At 74.1% G+C, this 16,865-nt stretch carries 11 protein-coding genes, 1 tRNA gene and 1 pseudogene; 2 read left to right on the top strand and 11 right to left on the bottom strand.

The features are described 5' to 3' along the window. Both RKE29_RS18400 and RKE29_RS18405 read right to left on the bottom strand, forming a co-directional pair. Positions 1-468: pseudogene (locus RKE29_RS18400) on the bottom strand (hypothetical protein); the annotation flags it as partial. Further along, positions 465-2,303: a dynamin family protein gene (locus tag RKE29_RS18405; RefSeq protein ID WP_312006521.1), complete on the bottom strand. Its 1,839-nt coding sequence runs from the start codon at positions 2,301-2,303 to the stop codon at positions 465-467. The gene RKE29_RS18405 and the pseudogene RKE29_RS18400, both read right to left, overlap by 4 nt. Positions 2,304-2,677: 374 nt before the next feature. On the opposite strand from RKE29_RS18405, the gene RKE29_RS18410 reads away from it, so the two are divergent. Further along, positions 2,678-2,753, top strand: a tRNA-Arg gene (locus RKE29_RS18410). A 290-nt stretch (positions 2,754-3,043) separates the two neighbouring features. Here the strand turns inward: RKE29_RS18410 and RKE29_RS18415 are convergent. Together RKE29_RS18415 and RKE29_RS18420 are read right to left on the bottom strand one after the other, a co-directional pair. Next, a complete protein-coding gene (locus RKE29_RS18415; protein WP_312006522.1) occupies positions 3,044-3,427 on the bottom strand; it encodes a peptidase inhibitor family I36 protein in 384 nt (127 codons plus the stop codon). Positions 3,428-3,505: 78 nt separating this feature from the next. Beyond that, positions 3,506-4,465 (bottom strand): hypothetical protein, encoded by a 960-nt coding sequence (locus tag RKE29_RS18420; RefSeq protein ID WP_312006523.1) that lies wholly within the window; start codon positions 4,463-4,465, stop codon positions 3,506-3,508. A gap of 176 nt (positions 4,466-4,641) precedes the next feature. On the opposite strand from RKE29_RS18420, the gene RKE29_RS18425 reads away from it, so the two are divergent. Continuing rightward, complete coding sequence (locus RKE29_RS18425; RefSeq protein WP_312006524.1) at positions 4,642-5,580, top strand: LysR family transcriptional regulator; 939 nt, start codon at positions 4,642-4,644, stop codon at positions 5,578-5,580. 178 nt (positions 5,581-5,758) lie between these two features. On the opposite strand, the gene thrS is transcribed toward RKE29_RS18425, so the two are convergent. From thrS to RKE29_RS18460, 7 genes are all read right to left on the bottom strand, one after another. Continuing rightward, the gene (gene thrS / locus RKE29_RS18430; protein WP_312006525.1) at positions 5,759-7,792 is read right to left on the bottom strand and encodes a threonine--tRNA ligase; all 2,034 of its coding nucleotides are present in this window, start codon (positions 7,790-7,792) and stop codon (positions 5,759-5,761) included. Between the two features lie 89 nt (positions 7,793-7,881). Then, positions 7,882-8,799, bottom strand: a complete 918-nt coding sequence (locus RKE29_RS18435) for a TIGR03619 family F420-dependent LLM class oxidoreductase (protein ID WP_312006526.1) — start codon at positions 8,797-8,799, stop codon at positions 7,882-7,884. Between the two features lie 4 nt (positions 8,800-8,803). After that, on the bottom strand, positions 8,804-10,471 hold the full coding sequence (locus RKE29_RS18440) for a GH3 auxin-responsive promoter family protein (protein WP_312006527.1): 1,668 nt from the start codon (positions 10,469-10,471) through the stop codon (positions 8,804-8,806). Between the two features lie 38 nt (positions 10,472-10,509). Then, a complete protein-coding gene (locus RKE29_RS18445; protein WP_312006528.1) occupies positions 10,510-11,502 on the bottom strand; it encodes a zinc-binding dehydrogenase in 993 nt (330 codons plus the stop codon). After that, positions 11,499-12,860 (bottom strand): aspartate aminotransferase family protein, encoded by a 1,362-nt coding sequence (locus tag RKE29_RS18450; protein ID WP_312006529.1) that lies wholly within the window; start codon positions 12,858-12,860, stop codon positions 11,499-11,501. Before RKE29_RS18450 ends, RKE29_RS18445 begins: the two co-directional genes overlap by 4 nt. A gap of 83 nt (positions 12,861-12,943) precedes the next feature. After that, positions 12,944-14,134: a cytochrome P450 gene (locus RKE29_RS18455; protein WP_312006530.1), complete on the bottom strand. Its 1,191-nt coding sequence runs from the start codon at positions 14,132-14,134 to the stop codon at positions 12,944-12,946. Between the two features lie 75 nt (positions 14,135-14,209). Further along, positions 14,210-16,865, bottom strand: a 2,656-nt coding sequence (locus RKE29_RS18460) for an SDR family NAD(P)-dependent oxidoreductase (protein WP_312006531.1), incomplete at its 5' end; no start/stop codon positions are given.

Raw genomic sequence — 16,865 nt, forward strand, 5'->3', positions numbered from 1 at the left:
GCGGGGCGCGGGCGCGGGCGGGGCCACCGGGGCGGACGGGGACGCGCCGCCCACCCGCACCGGCCGACCGACGCCGACGGCGACCCCGGCGCCGCACTGCGCGCGGCGGGCGATCAGGCCGTCGTCCCACGTCTGGCGGGTACGGGCGCGGGGCGGGCCGCTCACGCGGGCGGCGTCGCAGGCGTCATCGCGCCCTTCGTGGCCCGCACGGCCTTCCCAGCCTTCCCCGCCTTCGTGCGTCTCGTAGTCTTCACGGCCTTCGCAGCCCTCACGGCCTTCGCTGCCTTCGCCGCCTTCCTGGCCACCGTCCTGGGACGACGATCCCTCTCCGGGAGCCGTCACGTCCCGCAGGGCCGCCGCCTGCCGGGGCTCCCGGCCGGCCGGCGCCCCCGGGTCCGTCCGGCCGTCCCCGGTGTGCGGGCCGTCGCGGTCCTCCCGGTCGTCGTGGCGGGTCGCCGTCACCGTCACCGTGGACTCCTCTCCCTCTCGGCGTGCTGGACGTACGGGGCGTGCCGGGCCTGCCGGACGCGCTGCTGCGCCGTCCGCGCGGTCGTCGGCACCGGCTGGGCACGCGCGGGCTGCGGCGCCTTCTGCACCCGCGGTACCAGCCGCTCCTTGCGCAGCACGGACTGCTCCCGCTGCACCACCGACAGGGCGGCGATCAGTCCGACCTGGTGGTCCGGGGTCATGTCGAGCGCGTCGAGCGGCGCCAGGCGCCGGTCCCGCTCCGCCGCGATCACCCGCTCTACGCACGCGTCGAGCAGCCGCCCGCCGCGGTCGCGCAGCCGCAGCACGCCGTGCGCGCCAAGCGCGGCGGCGAGCCGTTCGCCCGCCCCGCGGGCCCGGCGGCCGCCGAGCACGGCGGCGGCGAGCAGCGCGGCGGTGTCCTCGGCGGGTGCCGGGGGGCCGCCGCGCTCGTCGGCCGCCGCCGCGGCCTCCTCCTCGGCCAGCTCCTCGACGCAGCGCCGCCAGTGGCGCACGGCCACGCCGATCCGGTCCGCGGCGCCCTGCGGGTCGGGCGGGGCCAGCGCGGCGCGGGCCACCGGGTCGCGCCGGGCCGCCTCGGCGACCTGCTCGTCGGCGCAGCCGACGGCGCTGCGCAGCACCGTGGCCAGGGACTCGGCGAGGGCGGTCAGCAGTTCGTCGGGGGTGCTGTCCCGGGGCAGGCCGCGCCAGTGGGTGAGCGCGCCGCCGGACAGCGCCGCGCCCGCGGCGATCTCGCGCCGCACCCGCTCGGCCGCCGTCCCGTACGCGCCCTCGACCCGCTGGGCGAGCCGCACGGCGGCCGCGTGCTGGGCCGCGGCGGCGCCGGCCAGGGCGGGCATGCGGGTGCGCAGCGAGTCGAGGGCGCCGGCCGCGGTGCGGATCGTGGCGGCCGTCCGCGCGACCGGGTCCTGGGCGCGCAGGGTGAGCCAGGCGCGCAGGCCCGCGACGGCGGTGGCGGGCAGCAGTCCGCTGCCGCCGCCCGCGGACTCGGGCAGCTCGGGGATGGTGAAGCGGGGCACCTCGCCGAGGCCGGCGGCCTCCAGCATCGCCCCGTACTCGCGGGAGACCTCGGCGGCGACCTGGTGCGGCACCCGGTCCAGGACGGTGACGAGGGTGACGTCGTACTCCTTGGCGGTGCGCAGCAGGTGCCAGGGCACGGCGTCGGCGTAGCGGGTGGCGGTGGTGACCAGCACCCAGATGTCGGCGGCGCAGATCAGCTCGGCGGCCAGGTCGCGGTTTCCGGCGACGAGGGAGTCGATGTCGGGCGCGTCGAGCAGCGCCAGGCCCTCGGGGAGCGCCGCGTCGGTCTCCACGCGCAGCGTCCGGGCCGCCCCGCCGTCCTCGTCGGCGTCCCCGTCCCGCCGCGCCGCGTCCGCCGCCGCGTCCGAGGCGTCGTCGTACGCTCCCTCGTCGTACGCCCCGTCGCCGTCGCCCTGGGCGGGCACCCAGACGCGGGTGAGCCGGGGCAGCACCCGCCGGCCGGCGAACCAGCGGTGGTCGTCCGGGTGGCACACGAGCACGGGGGTGCGGGTGGTGGGCCGCAGCACCCCGGCCTCGGTGACGCGGCGTCCGACGATCGAGTTGACGAGCGTGGACTTGCCCGCGCCGGTGGAACCGCCCACGACCGCCAGCAGGGGCGCCTCGGGGTCTTGCAGCCGGGGCACGAGGTAGTCGTCCAGCTGAGCGAGCAGTTCGGCGCGGCTACGACGCGCGCGGGCGGCGCCGGGAAGGGGGAGCGGGAAGCGTGCGGCGTCGACGCGGTCGCGCAGCGCGGACAGCGCGTCGAGCAGTCGGGGCCGTACGTCCAGAGTCGCCACGGGTGAAGAATGCCCACTTTGGAGCGCTTATGGGGCGTATGCTCGGCCGTGCACACCACGGAGACCCGCCCGGATCACCCCATATGGACCACAGATCGGACGCTGTGACCGGGGCCCAGGCATAACGAGTACACAACACCCGCCCCTCAAGGCGTGAAAAACGATGCGGAAATCGCACTCGCCTGCGATTATCGGACCGCTTCACCGAACCTCCACATCGTGCCACGGAGGTGAAGCAACCAGGACAAGGAGTAAGGAGCCCTATCCTTGTCCTCGGCAAGGCCACGGATCCGCCGAGCCCGGCCGCCAGCACCACGGCCCGAGCACGGTCGGAGCCGCGGGCACCCGGGGGCTTCAGCGCACGACCACCATCGGCCCCCGTAGCTCAGTGGATAGAGCAGGTGCCTTCTAAGCACTTGGCCGCAGGTTCGAGTCCTGCCGGGGGCGCCACGGGCATCCTGCCGGGTCCGGCAGAGCGGTGTACGGGCGGCCAGAGCGGCGGACGGCCGGGCTCCGCCACCCGGCGGTCACCCGGGCCAGCCGCGCCGCCGGCGAGCGGCGGGGCGACCGACCCGCGCGGGCTCGTACCGCGCCGGGAGCCGGGCCGGCGGCCGGAGGGTACGAGGGGATCGGCGGACCCTGCGGCCGGAAGCGTGACGAACGGCGGAAGTCCGCCCGGTGTCCCGGTCACACTTCCGCCGCCCCGTTCGAGCCCTTCAGCTGTTCAGCTGTTCAGCTGTTCAGCAACTGCTGTACCAGCCGTGCGACTGGCCGTTGTCGTTGGCGCCGGGGTTCCAGTCGATCTTCTGGCCGGGGCCGATGCAGAGGGTGTAGAAACCGGTCTGGAAGTTCAGCGGATAGACCTTCACCAAGGACGGCACGCCGGGCCCGGTGATCCCGCTGTTGATCCAGGAGGAGTCCTTGTTCCAGACGGAATCGGGCCAGATGGAGTCACTGCCCGACCAACTCACCTTGTTTCCGGTGAAGCCGGTGTCGGACCAGACGCAGAAGTAGCCCGAGCTACACGTCCCCGCCGCGGAGGCCGTGCCCGGCATGACCATCGTCAGGGCCCCGGCGGCCACGGCGACCGCGGACGCGGCCAGTGCCTTGATTCGCTTGCTCATATCTGATGCAGTCCCTTCTCGTTCTCGGTTTTTCGTTCCGTCCGACCGGCCGAGCCTGAGCGCCCCCTCGTACCGCGCTCAATCTCGCACCAGTGCGCGGGCCGCGGGGAGCGCTGCTCGCCGCAGCCGCTGGTAGGTGTTCACCGTTCCGGCATGCTTCTTGTTCACCTCCTCGGAGTGCTCGGCCTGCACCTCGCGGCCCACCTGGTTCAGGTGCGTGGCGAGCACGCACCTGGCCTCCGCGACGGCAAGCGTCTTCTCCAGGCGCGATGCCGCCGACCCCGTCAGCCCCTTCTTCCGGGCCAGAAAGGTCTTCCGCAGGGCACCGGCGTTGTCGGCCGGGTGGCCCGCCTTCTTCATGCAGCGGGCCCACTGGCGCTCCCGCTCCTGGAACCGGGGATCGCCGAACACCCTGGGTCTTATCTCGGCGCTCAGGTTGACGGCGATGGTCTTCGCGTAGAACCAGTTCCGGAAATCTCCGTACAGCTTCTTCTGGGCCTCGGCCTGACAGCCCTCGACGCTGGCGCTGACGGTGGGCCCGGAGGGCAGGGTCACCGCCACCCGGGGAGCCTTTTCGTCGCCGTACAGCGTTCTCATGAACGCCGACTGGCGCGCGAGCGGAAGGCTTTGGAGATATCGGGCATTGGGATTTCCGGCGAGCGGTTGTCCGCCCGCCCGCTCGTCGGAATCACCGAATCCGTGCTTCTCCGCCCAGGCGACGTCGTCCACCCCGAACGTGAAGTGCCTGCCGCCGGATTCGGTGGAGCCCGCGGACGGGCCGTCGCTGACGAAGCGGAATCCGTGCTCTCGCATGCACCGGCCCGTCAGGACGAGTTCGGCCCGGCCCAGCAGGGACTCCTCGCTTTTCGTGATCGGAGTGACCGGCTTGGCGGCGGCACCGCCACCGGATCCGGCTCCCCCAGAACAGCCCACCGCCGCGGCGAGCGGCACCGTCCAGCAGGCGGCCGCAATAAGCAGTCGCGTGCGGCGGACAGGCACCGGGAGCCGGGCATTCCCGCGAAAAAGAGCGAAAAGCACCCCTGATCTCATGACGACTGTCCCCCGATGTACACGCTGGTCATGGCGCCTGCCGCGGCTCTCGCAAGAGAAATTCGGTCGGTGCGGCGGCGCACGCCTGAACGATCTCACGCGCCGACAGATAAAGTCAGTCGAGTGCCGATAAGAAAGTGTGCGGCACAGGTAAGATTGCGCTTATGAGCGCAGGCAGAGAGCCCGACGCGGGCGCACTGGCTTCGATGGAGCCCAGCCCGCACCAGTTACGCATGTTCCTGGTGCTGAGCGAGGAGCTGCACTTCGGCCGCGCCGCCACGCGGCTGTTCATCACCCAGGCCGCGCTGAGCCAGCAGCTGCGGGCCCTGGAACGGCGCCTGGGCGTGCGCCTGATCGAGCGCGACCGGCGGACGACCGGGCTCACACCGGCCGGCCAGGCGCTGCTGCCGCAGATGCGGACGGCCGTCGAGGCCATGAGCCAGCTGCGCCGGTCCGCCCAGGCGCAGCTGCGCCAGTGCGCCGGGGAACTGGTGGTCGGAGCCATCGCCGCCGAGATGGCCACGCCGCACACCCGGGCGGTGCTCGACGCACTCCGGCGCGAGTGCCCCGGGATATCGGTGCGGGTGGTCGGCCTGGACTTCGCGGAGCACATGACGGCCCTGGGGCGGCAGGACGCGGACGTGGTGTTTCTGCGTCCGCCCGTCCCGGAGGGCATCGAGACGCTGCACCTGGCCACCGAACCCCGGGTGGCGTGTCTGTCCGCCGACGACCCGCTGGCCGCCCTGCCCCGGCTCACGCTCGACCAGCTCGCCGGGCACCCGGTGGTGGACATGCCACCAGGGGTTCCGCGGGCGTGGTGGGACTTCTGGGCCGTCGATCCACGCCCCGACGGGAGCCCGGTGCGGTACGGGCCGGTGGTGACGGACATGGAGTCGCTGCTGCACACGATCGCCCAGGGGCAGGCCATGTGCTTCCTGCCCGCCGCCGCGCGGGACCTCTTCCCCCGGCCGGGCGTGCGCTACGTCGAGGTGGCGGGCCTGCCGCCGTGCACCGCGGCGATGGCGTGGCTGGCCGCGAACCGAGCCCAGCCCACTATTGCCGCCATCCGGCGGGTCGCGCGCGCGTCGTACGCCCGGGCCTGACGGCGCGGGCGTGCGGGGTGCGCGGGGCATGCGGGGCGGCGCGGGGTGCGCAGGGCGGCGCGGGGCGGCGCGAGGTGCGCGGGCCGCGGGGCGGCGCCCCGGCCGCCCGCACGCCCGCCTCCCCGTCCGACCGCCCGGGCCGGGGAGGAAGCCGTCGGCTTCCTCCCCGGCGGGTCCGTCAGGAACCGCCCCCGTCGGCGGCGCGCCGCAGGTGCCCGGCCCCGTCCAGGCTCTTGGTGCGGATCAGCTCGGTCACGTGGCCGACGAACGCGTCCAGCGGCATGAAGGTCTCCGTGCCGGAGCGGTCGCGCACGGTGACGCCGCGCTCTTCGGCCTCGCGCCGGCCCACCACGACGATCAGCGGGATCTTGCGGGTGACCGCCGTCCGGATCTTGGCGTTCAGACGGCTGTCGCTCGCGTCGATGTCCACGCGGACGTCCGCGTCGAAGAGGACGTCGCGCACCTCGTTCGCGTAGTCCGACAGTTCGTCGGCGATCGGGATGACGCGGACCTGCTCCGGCGCGAGCCACACCGGGAAGGCGCCGGCGAAGTGCTCGGTGAGGTACGCCGTGAAGCGCTCCTGCGAGCCCAGCGGGGCGCGGTGGATGACGACCACGGGCTTCTCCGTGCCGTCGGAGTCGTGGTAGGTGAGCCCGAAGCGCTGTGGCGTGTACAGGTCGACCTGGTTGGTCGACGCGGCGAACTCCTTGCCCGTCACGGCCCGGATCATGAAGTCGACCTTCGGGCCGTAGTGCGCGGCGCCGCCCCGGTCGATCTCGTAGGGGATGTCCGACTCCTCCATGGCCTCCCGGGTGATCTGCTCGGCCGCCTCCCACATCTCCTCGTCGTCGTGGTACTTCTCCCGGTTCGCCGGGTCGCGCAGCGCGAGCACCATGTAGAAGTCCGTGATGCCGAGCGTGCGGTAGTAGTCCGCGTGCATCCGCATGACTTCGAGGAACTGGTCCTTGGCCTGCTCGCGCGTGCAGTAGATGTGCGCGTCGTTCTGGGTGAAGCCGCGGGTGCGCATGGTGCCGTGCAGCTGGCCGCTGCGCTCGAAGCGGTACACCGTGCCGTACTCGGCGATCTTGTACGGCAGGTCCCGGTAGCTGTGCGGCCGCGCCTTGTACACCATGTGGTGGTGCGGGCAGTTCATCGGCTTGAGGTAGTACTTCTCACCCTCGATGTCGATGGGCGCGTACAGGTCCTCGGCGTAGTACGGCAGGTGCCCGGAGAGGTAGTACAGGTCCTCCCGGGTGATGTGCGGGGTGACCACCCGCTGGTAGCCCAGCTTCCGCTCGGTGCGCCGGGCCCAGCCCTCCAGCTCGTCGCGGACGACCGTGCCGTTGGGCAGCCACAGCGGCAGCCCGCGGCCGATCTCCTTGCTGAAGGCGAACATGTCGAGGTCCTCGCCGATGCGGCGGTGGTCCCGCTTGGCGGCCTCCTCCAGGGCCTTCAGGTGCGCCTTGAGCGCGTCGCGGGTCGGCCACACGGTGCCGTAGACGCGCTGGAGCTGGGGGTTCTTCTCGCTGCCCCGCCAGTAGGCCGCGGCGCTGCGCATCAGCTTGAAGGCCGGGATCAGCCGGGTGGAGGGCAGGTGCGGGCCCCGGCACAGGTCGGACCAGCACACGTCGCCGCTCTTCGCGTCGACGTTGTCGTAGATCGTCAGGTTGCCGCTGCCGACCTCCATGATCTCGCTGGCGTCGACGTCGCCCTTCAGCTCGATCAGCTCCAGCTTGTACGGCTCGTCGGCCAGCTCGGTGCGCGCGGCGTCGAGCGAGGGGAACTCGCGCCGCCGGAAGCGCTGGCCGGACTTGATGATGTCCTTCATGCGCTGCTCGACGCGCTCCAGGTCCTCGGGCTGGAACGGGGTCGGCACGTCGAAGTCGTAGTAGAAGCCGTTCTCGATGGGCGGGCCGATGCCGAGCCTGGCCTGCGGCCACTCCTGCTGGACCGCCTGGGCCAGCACGTGGGCCGCGGAGTGGCGCAGCACGTTCAGCCCGTCGGGGCTGGACATGGCGACGGCCTCGACCTCGACCTCGGCGTCCGGGACCCAGTCCAGGTCGCGCAGGGTGCCCTCGGGGTCGCGGACCACCACGACGGCGTTCGGCCCGTTCATCGGCAGCTTGGCCGCCGCCACCGCGTCAGCGCACGTCGTCCCGGCCGGCACCGTCACCGCGCGTTTGGTCTCATCGGTAGGACGGGATGCAGACACAGCATTTTCTCCTCATGAGTCAGTGCCGCTGGACAGCGCTGAACACGGAACCGAAGTGATCAGGCCAGTGTAGTGGCGCTGTCCGGCACCTAAGCTCCGGGTGATGGGGCCAGCGCGGTGAGCAACCGCTCGGCGCGGTCCAGGGCCCGGCCGGCCGGTGCGTCGGGAGAGCCGATCTCGGGATCGAAGTTCGGATCGAGGAAGACCTCGGTGAGTCCGGTGTCCGCGAGCGCCCCCAGATCCTCCCGGATCCTGTCCGCCGGGCCGGTGAGGGCGGGCTGGTCGGGGCCTCCCGACGGGCGCAGCCTGACCGGGGCCCGGCACACGAAGCGCAGCGCCGCCGGATCGCGGCCGGCCTGTTCGGCGGCCTCCCGCACCTGGCCGATCGCGGCGCGGATGGCCTCGGGGCCGGCCTTGCTGCTCGCCACCCAGCCGTCGCAGAGCCGTGCGGCCCGGCGCAGGGCGGCGGGCGACGCGCCGCCGAGCAGGAGGGGCGGGTGCGGGGACTGGACGGGCTTGGGCTCGAACCGGGTGGGCGGCACCCGGTGGTACGGCCCGTCGTGCCGTACGACGCCGTCGGTCCACAGGGCCCGCAGGCAGGCGATGAAGTCGTCCGCGCGGCGCCCGAGGCCGGTGCCGGACACGCCCGCCGCGGTGTACTCCTCGCGGGCCCAGCCGTTGCCCAGGCCGATGTCGAGCCGGCCTCTGGACAGCACGTCGAGCGTGGTGAGCTGCTTGGCCAGCACGGCGGGCGTGTGCAGCGGCATGACCAGCACGGCGACGCCCAGCCGGATCCGCTCGGTGCGCGCGGCCAGGTAGGACAGGGTGACCAGCGGGTCGTGCACGCCGCGGTTGGCCTCGCCCCAGGAGCCGTCGGCGGCGGCGAGTACGCGCTGGTAGGTCCACAGCGCGTGGTAGCCCAGCCGCTCCGCGCGCCGGCCGACGTGCGCGATGTTCTCCGGGGTGGCCCACGGGCCCGACAGGGGCGCGGCGAATCCGAGCTTCACGGTGTCATGCTCCCGTCGTGCTGCCGTCGCGTACGAGGCCGAGTTCGCGCAGGGTGGTGAGGAAGGAGGCGTCCTTCTGGAGCCAGTGGTGCTTGATCTGGGCGCCGGCCACGCCGTCGTGGAACCGGCGCTCCAGGACGGTGCGGAACGCGCCCGGGACCAGGGGCAGCACCCGCAGCGGAAGCAGGCGTCCGCTGCGGCGCTTGTCGGCGTACTCCACGTTGACATCCTGGAGCATGCCGTCGATGCGGCGCGCGGCCTCCCCCGGGCCCACGGCGTCGTGCGCGTCGGTCCACTCGACGGCGATCACGTAGTACGGCGGGGTGCCCCACACCGGGATGCCGGTGAAGTCGGGGTGGGTGGCCCAGGTCCAGCCGAGCACCTCGGTCACCGCCGCGTGCACGTCGGACTCGGTGACCTTCTCGCCGGTGAACGAGCACTGGAAGCCGGCCCGGCCCAGGAACTCCAGTCGTGGTGTGGCGCCTACCCGGTCCACCATCCGGTAGACGTCGCCCACGTCGTACCGGTACAGGCCGTTGGCCTGGCTCATGACCAGCCGGTAGTCGGCGCCGGGCTCCAGCTCGTCGTAGCCGAGGGTGGGGCTGTCGGCGGGGAGCGGACTGCCGTCGTCCAGGTCGCGCCACGGTACGAACTCGAAGTCCCCCTGGTTGACCGCGAGCGGGCCCGCCGAGGGGTGTTCGTCGACGGGCAGCGTGACGATGCCCTCGGTTCCGGTGGTGCTGAACGGCAGGGTGGCGACACCGGGGGCCAGGCGGGACAGCCAGGGGCGGTACAGGGCGGCGGAGGCGGAGTTCCAGCAGACCAGCAGCCTCAGGCCGGGCCACAGGTCGGTGAGCAGCGGGCGCCCGCCGGCTCGGTCGAGGACGGCGGCCAGCCGGCGGGCGGGCCCGGGGGCGCGGCCGTCGTGCAGTTCCCGGATCAGCCGCTCGCCGTGCTCGGACAGGGTCTCGGCGAGCAGCACGATCTTCGAGGGGTTGACGGAGACGATCAGCCGCACGTCGCCGCCGGCGAGCCGCAGCAGCTTCGTGTGGAGCTGTTCGACCAGGGTGGCCGCGGCCGGGTCGCGGCCGAACCAGTCGGCCGACCGCCACGGCGGGTTCCAGTCCTCGGCGTCCTCGGGCAGGGGCCGCTCGCTGATGCCGTAGACGGGGAAGCCCTGTTCGCGGCGGCGCACCGGGCCGGGCTCCCAGGACAGGTCCAGCACCTGGCCGGCGGCGAGCCGTTCGGTGCCCAGCTTCTCGAAGTACAGCCCCCACTGCGCGTAGAGCGCCGGTCCCCGGTAGGCGCGCCGCCAGTGGCCGGTGGTGGGCACGTACTTGGCGCGGCCCGTCGTGCCCGACGTGCGCAGGAAGGCGTAGGGGTCGTCGGCGGTGAGGACCCGGTGCTCCCCGGCGAGCTGCCGGTCCACGTAGGGGGCGAGGCCGTCGTAGGTGCGGATGGGCACGGCGGCCTGCCACTCGCGGCGGGTACGGACCCAGCGGAGCCCGTGGTCGCGGCCGAACGCGGTGTCCACGGCCTCCTCGACGATGTCGGCGAACACGCCCTGCGCCGCCTCTTCCGGCCGCGCGCACGTCTTGCGCTGCCGCTCCAGGGCGTCCCGGGTCCTCGCCAGGAAACACGGGTGCGGTGCGGTCTTCCCCTCAGAAGCCAAAACGTTCCCCCTAGTGTCACGCCGAGGCGCGGTTGAGTTCAGCCCACACGGACGACGACCTTTCCGAACGCCCGCCTCTCCTCGACCTCGGCGACCGCCTCGCGGACCCGGCCCAGCGGGAACCGGGCGTGCACCACCGGGTCCAGGGCCCGGCCGGCCACCAGGCCGAGGACCGTCTCCAGGTCCTCGCGCCGCCACGCGTTCGAGCCGAGGATGTCCAGCTGGCGGGACCAGACGTAGCGCAGGTCGGTCGTCGCCTCGTAGCCGGTGGTCGCCCCGCAGGTGACGATGCGGCCGCCGCGCCGGGCGCAGCGCAGGGAGGTGGGCCAGGTGTCCCTGCCCTGGTAGTCGACGACGACGTCCGCCCCGCCGTCGGTGAGGTCGCGGACCGCCGCGCGGACGTCCTGGCTGCCCACGTCGATCACGGCGGTGACGCCGAGCGCGCGCAGCCGGGCGAGCTTGGCGGGCGACGCGGAGCAGGCGATCACCCGGGCGCCGGCGCGGACGGCGAGCTGGGCGCAGGCCACGCCGACGCCTCCGGTCGCGCCGAACAGCAGGACCGTCTCGCCGGCGCGCAGCCGCGCCCGGGTGAACAGCATGCGGTGGGCGGTGCCGTAGGCGATCGGCAGGGCCGCGTAGCGGGACGGATCCGGGTCTCCGTCGGGCAGCGGCACGGCGTTCGCGGCCGGCGCGACCACGTGCTCGGCGAGCCCGCCCCAGTAGTGCTCGCCGAGGATGCCGCGGCCGATCATCGGGTCCAGCAGGACCCGCCGGCCCACCAGCCGCTCGCCCGCCGCGTCGGTGGCGTGCTCCACGACGCCGACCACGTCGCCGCCGGACACGTGCGGCAGCCGCAGGCGCACGCCCGGCAGCCCGTTGCGCACGTGGATGTCGAGGTGGTTGAGCGCGCACGCCTCGACCCGTACGCCGATCCACCCCGGCTCCGGCACGGGCCGCCGGACCTCGTCCAGCTCCAGCCGCTCGGGCCCGCCCCAGGCGCGGATGACCGCCGCCCGCATCAGCCGGGTCACGTGCCGGTCACCTCGCGGACGGCCCTGAGCAGCGTGCCGGTGAGGAACCGCAGGTCCTCGTGGCTCATGGACGGCGACGGCAGCAGGGTGATCACGTCTCCGGGGACCGGGTTCACCAGGACGCCGTGGTCCCGGGCCCGGTCGCAGATGCGGTGCGCGACCCGGTCCTGGGGCGGGAAGGGCGTACGGGTCTCGCGGTCGGCCACGATCTCGACGCCGGCGACGAGTCCGAGCTGCCGGACGTCGCCGACGTGGGGCAGGGCGCGGAACGGCTCCAGCCCGGCGGCGAGCACCTCGGCCAGGGCGCGGGCCCGGCCGAGCACGTCCTCCTTCTCGTACAGGTCGAGGCTGGCCAGCGCGACGGCCGCGCCCAGCGCGTAGCCGGAGTACGTGCTGCCGCTGAGGAACGCCCCGCCGCGGAAGGCGTCGAAGATCTCCTCGGTGGCGAGGGTGGCCGACAGCGGGAGGTAGCCGCCGGTCAGCGCCTTGCCGACGGTCAGCAGGTCGGGGCTGACGCCCTCGGCCTCGCAGGAGAACGTGGTCCCGGTGCGGCCCCAGCCGGTCAGCACCTCGTCGGCGATGAGCAGCACGCCGTGCCTGCGGGTGATCTCCGCGACCTTGGCCAGGTGCCCCTCCGGGGCGGTGACCACGCCGGCCAGCGGCTGCACCCGGGGCTCGACGACGACGGCGGCGATCCGGTCCTTCTCCCGGCTGAGGATCTCCTCCAGGGAGTCGGCGCACTCCAGGGCGCAGCCGTCGCGGGTCTTGCCGACCGGGCAGCGGTAGCAGTGGGGCTGGTCGAAGGCGAGCGAGGGATACAGCAGCGGTGCGTACAGGGCGCGGATCATGTCGGGCTGCGTCGTGTTCGTCCCGCGCAGGCTGATCGTGCCCAGGGTCTCGCCGTGGTAGCCGCCGGCCATGGACACGAAGGTCGAGCGCTGCGGCTGGCCCTTGGCCACCCAGTACGCGTACGCCGCCTTCAGGGCCGTCTCCACCGCGGTGGAGCCGGACTCGGCGAAGAACACCCGCTTGAGCCCGGGCGGGGCCATGCCCGCCAGCCGGGCGGCGAGCTCCACCGCGGCCGGGTGCGAGACCCGGTACAGCGTGGTCTCGCCCGCCCTGCGGGCCTGGGCGACCAGCGCCTCGACCAGCTCGGCGCGGCCGTGGCCGTGCAGGTTCATGCCCATGGACGAACGGCCGTCGAGGTAGCGCCTGCCCTCGGGGTCGATCAGCCAGCAGCCGTCGGCGCGCTCGACCACGAGCTGGTCGTGGGCCATCCACTCGGCCATCGGCGTCCACGGGTACCACATGTGCTCCCGGTCGAGGCTGCGCAGCCGGTCGACGTCGGTCTTCTCCACTTGGAGCCCTCCGTGATGTGTGGTCGTTCGGGCTCCGCCGCGGACCGGGCGGCCCGGTCCGCGGCGGAGCCGGTCGGCGGCTGCTACCAGGCGACGCGCAGCTGGCGCGGCCCGTAGGACAGGGCGTCGCCGCGGAACGGGATGTCCTCCTTGGCGATGTCCAGCCGCAGGCCCGGCAGCCGCTCGGCCACGGCCCGCAGCGCGACCTCCAGCTGCACCCGGACCAGGTGCTTGCCCAGGCACTGGTGCGGCCCGTGGCTGAACGCCAGGTGGCTGCCCGCCTGGCGGCGGATGTCGAGCCGGTCCGGCTCGGGGTACATCTGCGGGTCGCGGTTGCTGGTGTCCAGCAGCACGATCACCGCGTCGCCCTCCTTGATCGTCTGCCCCTCGATGTCGATGTCGGCGGCGGCGACCCGCTTGGTGGCCCGGGCGATGGTGTAGTACCGCAGCATCTCGTCGATCGCGCCCGGCCACAGGCCGGGGTCGGCCCGCAGCTCCTCGGCGACGTCCGGGAACTCGGCGAGGGCGAGCACGCCCAGGCCCAGCATGTTCGCCGACGGCTCGTGCCCGGCCACCAGCAGGAAGATCGCGTTGTCCACCAGGTCGGAGTCGCCGAGCCGGATCTCGTCCGACGCCCTGGCCTTGACGATCATCCGGCTGAGCAGGTCGTCGCCGGGCTTGCGGGTGCGCTCCCGCACGACGCTCTCCACGTACCCGCGCAGCTCCACGAGCGCTTCGAGGTTCTCCTCGCCGCGGTCCATCTCGATGATCTGCTCGGTGCGCTTCTGGAAGTACTGGCAGTCCTCCTCCGGGATGTCCAGCACCTTGCAGATCGTGCGGGTGGCGACCGGGAAGGCGAACGCCTCGACCATCTCCGCGGGCGGGCCCTTGCGGACGATCTCGTCGACGATCTCGCCGAAGACCTCCTCGAAGTACGGCCGGACCTCCTCCGCGTGCCGCGGGGTGAAGTCCCCGGCCACCAGGCGGCGGGCGATGTCGTGCTCCGGGGAGTCCATGTTGAACAGGTGCCGGCTGAACTGGCCCTTCTGCTTTTGCAGGGCCTCACGCTGCGAGAAGGCCGGGACCTTCGCCGGGTTGTTGCTGATGCGGCGGTCGGCCAGCAGGGTGCGTACGGCCTCGTGGCTCGCCGCCAGCCACGCCGGCCGGCCGTCCTCCATGGTGAACGGGCAGACCCCGCGCCCCTCCTCAAGGAGCTCCAGGTGCTCGTCGGGCGGGGTGTCGGGCACGGACCGGCGGACGGGGAAAGAAGGCATGTAGCTGACTCCCTTTCGGGTGATCGAATGTGGGGGTACCGCTGTCGGTGACGTGTCGTCGGCAGCGGGTGGGTGTCAGGGGCGGCGGACGGCCGTGGCGAGCCAGTCGTGCACGGTCTCGGCGGTCCGCGGAGCGTGGTCCTCCATCATCGTGAAGTGGTCTCCGGGCACGTCCGCGGCGGTGTGCGGCAGGCGCCACCGGGCCTGCCAGCGCCGCTCCACGGGCATGCCCGGCATGGGATCGCCGGCGCGCACGTGCAGCACCGGAGCGTCGACTTCGGCCGGTGTCCAGTCGAAGCCGAAGTAGTGGCCCATCGCGGTGAGCCACGCCTCGCCGAAGGCCGTGCCGGTCCTGCCGTCGCGGTCCCGCTGGCCCTGCTCCATGGCGCCTTGGATACGCGTCATCACCTCCGTTTCGTCGGGTGCGTAGGTGTCGACCAGCACGACGGCCGCGGGCGGGCGGCCCAGCTCGGCGAGGTGGCCGGCCAGCGCGTGCGCGGCCAGGCCGCCGGCCGAGTAGCCGAGCAGCACCACCCGGTCGTGGCCGGCCAGGGACCGCGCGTGGGTGTCGAGCAGGACGTCGAGGGTGGCCGGGACGGGCTGCCCCGGTACGAAACCGGGCTGGCGCAGCACGAACACGTCGCGCCGTCCCCGCAGGGCCGCGCCGAACCGGAGGAACTTGTGCGGGTCGGCCTTGCCGAGGTGCGACGGAATGCAGAACACCGGCAGGTCCGTCCCGCCGGAGGTCAGCCGCAGCGGCGGCAGCTCCGGCTCGGCCGGGTCCCGGTAGGCGGGCCGGAAGGCGGCGGCCGCGGTGAGCACGTCGATGAACTCCAGCCGCCGGCCGCGCCGGTCGGCCTCCTCCCACAGCTCGGCGAGGCTCCCCGCACCGCCCGCGTCCGGCACGCCGGCGGCCCCGATCCGCTCCCGCAGATACCCGGCCAGGCCGGCGGGCGTGCGGTGCTCCAGGGTGAGCGTCGCGGGCAGGGACAGGCCCGTGCGGACCGCCAGCCGGTTGCGCAGCTCGATCGACGTCAGCGAGTCGAAGCCCAGGGCGAGGAGCTCCTGGTCCGCGCCGATCCCGGCCGGGTCGGCGTAGCGCAGCACCTCGGCGATCTCCGCGCGGACGGCCTCCAGCAGCGCGGCGGCCTGCTCCCCGGCCGGGCGGCCCGCCAGCCCGTCCAGCGGATCCGGCCGGTCCGGCGGCCCGGCGGCAGCGGTCGGGCGGGCCGCGCGCACCTCGGGCAGCTCGTCCAGCAGCCGGTGCCGGGAGCCGGCGGCCAGCCGGGCCCAGTCCGCGTCGGCCACCACCAGCGGCCCGCGGGCCCGGCCCAGGGCCCGCACGGCGTGTTCCGGCGGCAGCGGCGCGATGCCGCTGCGGCGCAGCCGGTCCGCCACCTCCGGCGCGGCGGCCATGCCGTCGCCCGCCCACGGGCCCCACGCCAGGGACGCGGCGGGCAGCCCCCGGGCCGTACGGTGCGCGGCGAGCGCGTCCAGGTAGGCGTTGGCCGCGGCGTAGGGGGCCTGTCCCGCCCCGCCGAGGACGCCGGCCAGGGACGAGAAGAGCACGAACGCGTCCAGGTCCCGGTCCGCGGTCAGCTCGTGCAGGTTCCTGGCACCCAGCAGCTTGGGCCGCAGGACGCGCTCGACCTGGTCGGGGGTCAGCGAGGTCAGCAGGCCGTCGTCGAGGACCCCGGCGGTGTGCACCACCGCGCTGGGCCGGTGCGCGTCGAGCAGCAGGCGTACGGCGTCCCGGTCGGCGACGTCGCAGCGGGCGACCGTCGCCTTCACCCCGGCGGCGACCAGTCCGGCCCGTAGGACCTCGGCCCCCTCCCCGTCGGGTCCGCGGCGCCCGGCCAGCACCACGTGCTCGGCGCCGTGCTCCGCCAGCCAGCGCGCGACGTGCCCGGCCAGCGCGCCGGTCCCGCCGGTCACCAGCACGGTGCCGCGCGGCGTCCACTGGCCGTCGGCGGTCCGGGCGCGGACCAGCCGCCGGCCGAACGCCCCGGCCGGGCGGATCGCGGTCTCCCGCTCGTCCCGGTCCAGCAGCCGGGCGCACAGCCGGCGGCCGGCCGGCCCGGTGAGGTCCGCGGGCAGGTCGATCCGCGCCGCGCCGAGCCCGGGCAGCTCGGCGGCGGCCGCCCGGGCCAGCCCCCAGAGCGTCGCCTGCTCCGGGTTGGGCGCCGGATCCGACGCGCCGACGGCCACGGCCCCGCTGGTGACGATCCACAGCGGCGCGCCGGAACCGGCGGCGGCGAGGTCCCGCACGAGCCGCAGCGTCGCCCGCAGGCCGCCGTCGCCGTCCCCGCCCAGGCCCAGCAGGCAGACGACTCCGGCCGGCTCGGTGCCCGGAACGAGGCCGTCCGCGCCGAGCACGGTGGCGCCGTGCCGGGCCAGCGCGTCCGCGACGGCGTCGGCCTGCGGGCACGGGCCCGCCGGACGGACGAGCAGCCAGGTGCCGGACAGGACGGGCGACGGGCCGTCCTCGGCCAACGGCGCCCACTCGACGCGGTAGGTCCAGTCGTCCAGGGGGTCGCCCGACGGGCCGCCCGGGTGGGGCGGGACGGCGCGCTCCATCCAGTAGTGCTGGTGTTGGAAGGGGTAGGTGGGCAGGTCGACGGTCCGGGCTTCGGGGAACAGCGGCGCCCAGTCGACCGGATGCCCCTGGACATGCAACCTGCCCAACGCGGTCACCGCGGTCCGCACGTCGTCATGGTCCGGACGCAGCAGC

The organism is Streptomyces sp. B1866 (genome assembly GCF_031932565.1).
GTDB lineage: Bacteria > Actinomycetota > Actinomycetes > Streptomycetales > Streptomycetaceae > Streptomyces.